This is a genomic window from Microvirga sp. P4_G7 (assembly GCF_056401005.1).
The window spans coordinates 1-5,503 of record NZ_JBFUKD010000217.1 but is presented as its reverse complement, the minus strand read 5'-3'; the positions used below and the strand labels follow the sequence as shown (position 1 = coordinate 5,503).

Below are 5,503 nucleotides of genomic sequence, written 5' to 3'. Positions count from 1 at the left end.
GGACACCGATGAGTGCGATATCGAGGCCACCAAAATCAGGCAGGTCGACGACGTCGGGCCGAAACGGAGCGTCAATGAAAGTCGCCGGATCGGCGAAGGGCCACTTGCGACGGTCGCTATCGGAGAATTGCAGACCCGCAGCCTTGCGAAAGTCAGGGTCGTCGATATCGCCGCCGGTTGCACCCTGGTAGCGGGCGCGGAGCGCTTCGAGTTTCTTCTGGTCCATGATGTGGGTTCTCCGCGTCTGAGTATTGTTATCTGAAGATCGTCGGTCGAGGCCCGCTCGAGCACAACGCATCGCCGAGCCAGCGCATGTCCGCATCGTCCCACAGGCCGAGCACCCCTTCGATGAGATGTTCCGTCTGCCCGGCATCGAGAGACATTGCGGCAAGGCCGCGGATCTTGGCGAAATAGGCTTCGTCGGTAACTGGATTTGCGGGTGATCCGAGTGCCTTTAGGACTCGTTCTTCGAAACGGCGACCGTCGCCCGTTTCGACACGTACGAACGGCTCGTCGGTCGGCGCAATGGTCGGATCGACGACGAGCACAATGCGTCCCATGGCTGCCTGGAGGTCCGGATCCCGCCGTGCAGCCTGGGCGTACGCCAAAAGCCCCGCATGACCAGCGTGCAGACGCGCTGCGAGCGCGTAGGGCAAGCTCATCTGAGCGAACGGCAACGTCGAAACATCACGCCCACCGCACATGTCGAAGAGAAACGAACTCAGTCTGACCTCGACCCTCACCACGTCCGAGCGCGAAAGGCTGTTTGTGTCCATCAGCAATCCGAGAGCGTCGATGGCCGAGTGCGTTCCGCGGCACGAGGCATAGGGTTTAAGAGAGACGCGTTCGAGACGCCATGTCTCGCCAAGGGCCGTCGTAAGCGCGTCCGGTTTCGCCGAGTTCGGTGCGAACGTCGACAGGAAGCCACCCCACACTGGCTCGAAAACGGCCGAGGGGCCGGATACGCCAGAACGGGCGAGCAGCGCTGCCAGAAGGCCGCCCTCGGCGGTGCGCCCGGCATGGATGCGCTTGGTCTGGCTTCCGTCGTGAATGAAGGCCCACAGCCCGCCACTGAAGCTCGCGGCGTGACCGAACGCATGCATGGTCTGCTCAGGTCCGAGCCGAAGAATTCGCGCAGCCGCGGCCGCGGCGCCAAACGTTCCGCATGTGGCGGTGGAATGCCAACCGGCTTCGTTGTGCGGTTCGTATCCGCCGCACGCTTCGAGAACGCGCCGCGCGACATCGTACCCCAGAACAATCGCGAGCAGGAATTCTGATCCACTGACGGGTCGCTCCGCAAGCGCAACGGCGGCGATCGCCGCCGGCAGGACGACAGCCCCTGAGTGGTCACATCCGCCGGTGTCGTCCAGTTCGAAGGCGTGGCAGGCGATCCCGTTGACGAATGCCGCGGCACGCGCCGAGAGGCGCTCACGCGCCCCCCACACCGGAACCGCGCCAGTCGGCTCCGTCGCGAGGATGAGGTCCAAACCCGCCTGCGCTTCCTGTGACGACGCGCCCGCGATCCCGCATGCCAGCGTATCCAGGGTGTGGCGTGCAGCCTTCCGCCGGATTGCATCCGGCACGTCGTCCGCCGTCGCCGCGGTGACGAATTGAGCGAGCGTCGCTGCGCGCGACGGCTCTGTAGACGGGTTCATGGCTCGTTCGATCTGCGATATTGAAAGGATCCGCTGCAAAAGGCGCCGCCGGAGAATTGTCTGTCCCGGCGGCGGCCAATCGCTTGCTGCTTCGCTAGCTACTTGGCGACCTCGCCGTTGATCATGATCTTGTCGACCTTGGCCGCCGACAACTCCCATTTCTTGAGGACTTCGGCGTAGGTTCCGTCTGCGATCATCTCACCGAAGGCTTTGGCGACGGTGTCGCGGAGCTGCGTATCCTTCTTGGCAAAACCCATTCCTTGGTACACCGAGGTGAAGGGCTCGCCTATGATCGCATAGGTGTTCGGCTCGAGCGCGAGAAGATAGGGAAGCGTCTCGCTACCCTGCACGGCAGCGTCGAGACGCTTCTGGCGCAGTTGCGTGCGCGCATCCGCCGATCCTTCGGTCCCGACGATTTTGAGCGCCGGCTTTCCAGCGCCTTCGCAAGCCGTTTTGCTCCAAGTTTCCATCTCTTTCGGGAACGACGTGCGGCGGCTCGCGCCGACAGTCTTGCCACACAGATCCGCAAGAGCCTTGAACTCATCCTTGCGGTCCGCCGTCGTATAGAATTGCGCTCCGGATTCCAGGTAATCGACGAAATCCAGCGTGTCCCTGCGGCCCGGGAGGTCACTCATTCCAGACAGGATCATGTCGGCGCGCCCGGTCGTCAACGCGCTCACCATCTGCTCGAAGCTGATCTCCTCCCATTTGATGTCGACGCCGAGCTTCTTCGCAAGGGCGTTGCCGAGATCGATGTCGAGACCGGTCAGCGTATTGGTCTTTGGATCCTTGAATTCCAGCGGCGGATAGTTCGGCACGTTCGCGACGATGATCGCCTTCTTAGAGGCGATGCGCTCCGGCAATTGTTGCGCCAGGCCGACACCCGTTGCCGCCACGAGGGCAACCAATGAACAAAGAAGAGTGGATGCTTTCATGGTAATTCTCCTTGCCTCTGGGTTGATTGTCGATTGTTCTACTTGTGCACGGCCGAAATGAACTCGCGGGTGCGCTCCTGCTGCGGATCCGCGAGGATTTGACGTGAATCGCCGATCTCGACCAGCTGACCCTGATCCATGAACGCCGTACGATGACTGACCTCGCGGGCAAAACCGAGCTCGTGCGTCACGACGATCATCGTCATTCCCGATTGCGCAAGATCGCGCATGACGTTGAGAACGTCACCGACAAGCTCCGGATCAAGGGCGGAAGTGGGTTCATCGAACAGAAGAAGCTGCGGGCGCATGGCAAGCGCTCGCGCGATCGCCACCCTCTGCTGCTGTCCCCCGGAAAGGTGCGTGGGATATGCGTCGCGCTTTTCGATCAAGCCGACCTGCTCGAGAAGCGCATGCGCCCGCTCCTTCGCCGCATTAGGATTCTCGCGGAGCACCTGCACGGGACCTTCGATGATGTTCTCGGTTACCGTCAGATGCGGGAACAGGTTGAAGCGTTGGAACACCATGCCGATAACGCGGCGCTGCCGCGCGATCTGAGCGTCGTCGAGTTCGTAGAGATTGTCGCCCTCGCGGCGGAAGCCCACGAGATCGCCACCGACCCAGATCGCTCCGCCGTCAATTCGCTCGAGCTGGTTGATGCATCTCAGAAATGTGCTCTTGCCAGATCCTGACGGACCAATGATGCAAAGGACTTCGCCTTTCGGCACTTTGACGTTGATGCCTTTGAGGACTTCCAGCGTCCCAAATCGCTTTCGCACGTCGGCGGCGACGACAAGCGGAGCATCTGGGGAAAGGTTCTGCGTGTCCATGTCCTTCACCTCGTCACTTGTTGTTGCTGACCGCGGCGACGCCTTTCGAGAAATATTTCTCGATGCGGCCTTGGATGAGACTGAGAATGGTGACGATCGCGAGATACCAGATCGCTGCTACGATCAGCAGTTCGATCACACGCGAATTGGCATAGTAGATGTTCTGCGCACTGTGGAGGATTTCGGCATATTGAATCACGCTCGCGAGCGATGTGAGCTTGACCATTCCGATGAATTCGTTGCCGACGGGCGGAACGATTACTCGCATCGCCTGTGGCATGATGATACGGCGCAACATCTGGAGCCGGGTCATGCCGATGGTCTGTGCCGCCTCGTACTGGCCACGATCGACCGAAAGTAGACCCGCGCGCACCACCTCTGCGGTAAAGGCGCCCTGCTGTATGCCGAGCCCGAGCAGCGCCGCTACGAACGGAGTCATGACGCTCACGGTGTTGACCGAGAATACCCCGGGGATCCCGATCGTGGGAAACACGAGCGCGAGATTGAACCAGAGAAGCAACTGCAGCAGAGCCGGAATGGCCCGAAAGAACCACACATAGCCGAGAGCCGTCATCGACAGGACTGGGTTGTCCGAGAGCCGCATGATTGCGAACAGGATACCGAGGGCAATTCCGACCACCATCGCCAGGATCGCCATGATGATCGTGTTTGCGAGGCCGGTCATGATCGCTGGAACAGTCAGAAATTCGGCGACATAGCGCCACTCGATCTGCCCGACGGCGAAGGCATGGATGATCGCTGCAAGCGCGGCGAGGACGAGTGCCGCCGCGACCATCCGGCCAAAGTGACGCCGGGGGACAAGAGTGAGATGGCTCACCTGGTAGACTGTATCGGTCATGGGTCTGTTCTCTCCGCGCCGCTGTTCCTCTGGCTTGTCATTATCTAACGCTGACGACGATTTTGCCGATATGTTTACCCTCCTCCATGTAACGATGGGCCTCCGCCATCGCGGCGAGGGGGAAAACGCGATCGATGGTCGGCAAGATCTTTCCGCCTTCGACGTGGGGCCACAGGTCGCGCCGCACGCCTTCGATGATGAGCGCCTTGGCCGCAGCGGGCCGGTCCCGAAGCGAGGTCGTGAACAAGGAGGCGCGTTTTCCCATCATTCGGCCGAGCGGGATTTCGCCGTCCCGTCCGCTTTGAAGACCGATCATCGCGATCCGTCCGTCGGGTGCCAGGGCTTCAATGTTTCTCGCCAGATAGGACGCACCCATGTTGTCGAGGATCAGATCGACACCGCGTCCGCCCGTCTCCTTCTTCACGACGGAAACGAAATCCTCATCCCGATAGGAAATGGCGCGCGCAGCTCCGAAGTCGACGCAACGTTGCAACTTGTCGGCTCCGCCAGCGGTCGCGAAGACCCGTGCGCCCAAGGCACGGCAAGTCTGGATTCCGAACGTTCCGATACCACCCGCACCACCGTGGATGAGAACGGTATCCTCGGCGCGCAGTCCGGCAATATCGATCAGGTTGGACCAGATTGTGCAGGCGGCCTCAGGCAGTGCCGCGGCCGATTGCAGGTCGACGTTGTCCGGCCGAGGCAGGAGCTGGGTGGCGGGAACCGCCACCCGTTCCGCATAAGCCCCGCCTGACACTAGGGCGCAGACCTCATCGCCCACCGCCCATCCCTCAACGTTTTCGCCGAGCGCGAGAATGACACCCGAGCACTCGATGCCGAGGATCGCTGGGAGCTCGGTCGGTGTTCCATAGGTGCCCCGGCGCTGGAGAAGATCGGCGAAGTTCAATGCGGTGGCATGAACGTCGACGATGACCTCTCCGGCTGCTGGCCGGGGATCGGGAGCTTCGGCGACGGACAGGACGTCCGGTCCGCCTGGTTGAGAGAGAATGACGGCGCGCATATCGGTCTCCGGTTCTGAAACAATCAGGTTCCCGCGTCGATCTTGACCTCGGACATTGCCTGGCGCTCTACGCCGAACTTCTGAAGCGCCTTCTCGTACGCGCCGTTCTTCATCGTCGCCGTCAACGCGGTGGCAACGGAGTCTCTGAGCGCCGTCGCATCCTTGTTGAACGCGAAACCGAACAGCGTCTTGATCAGGGGCTCGCC

Annotated in this window: 5 protein-coding genes and 2 pseudogenes; all 7 read right to left on the bottom strand. The window is 61.4% G+C overall.

The genetic code is table 11. From position 1 onward, the window contains the following. Positions 1-226: pseudogene (locus AC1DT3_RS11145) on the bottom strand (agmatinase); the annotation flags it as partial. 28 nt (positions 227-254) lie between these two features. After that, positions 255-1,655, bottom strand: coding sequence for an MmgE/PrpD family protein (locus AC1DT3_RS11140; RefSeq protein WP_477465323.1), 1,401 nt, complete (start codon positions 1,653-1,655; stop codon positions 255-257). Positions 1,656-1,753: 98 nt separating this feature from the next. Beyond that, on the bottom strand, positions 1,754-2,590 hold the full coding sequence (locus AC1DT3_RS11135; RefSeq protein WP_477465322.1) for an ABC transporter substrate-binding protein: 837 nt from the start codon (positions 2,588-2,590) through the stop codon (positions 1,754-1,756). Positions 2,591-2,628: 38 nt separating this feature from the next. Next, on the bottom strand, positions 2,629-3,417 hold the full coding sequence (locus AC1DT3_RS11130; protein WP_477465321.1) for an amino acid ABC transporter ATP-binding protein: 789 nt from the start codon (positions 3,415-3,417) through the stop codon (positions 2,629-2,631). A gap of 13 nt (positions 3,418-3,430) precedes the next feature. Next, positions 3,431-4,276 carry an amino acid ABC transporter permease gene (locus tag AC1DT3_RS11125; protein WP_477465320.1) on the bottom strand — a complete coding sequence of 282 codons (846 nt, stop codon included), beginning with the start codon at positions 4,274-4,276 and terminating at the stop codon, positions 3,431-3,433. A 40-nt stretch (positions 4,277-4,316) separates the two neighbouring features. Next, positions 4,317-5,297, bottom strand: coding sequence for an NAD(P)H-quinone oxidoreductase (locus AC1DT3_RS11120; protein ID WP_477465319.1), 981 nt, complete (start codon positions 5,295-5,297; stop codon positions 4,317-4,319). Positions 5,298-5,320: 23 nt separating this feature from the next. Further along, a pseudogene (locus tag AC1DT3_RS11115) lies at positions 5,321-5,503 on the bottom strand (ABC transporter substrate-binding protein); the annotation flags it as partial.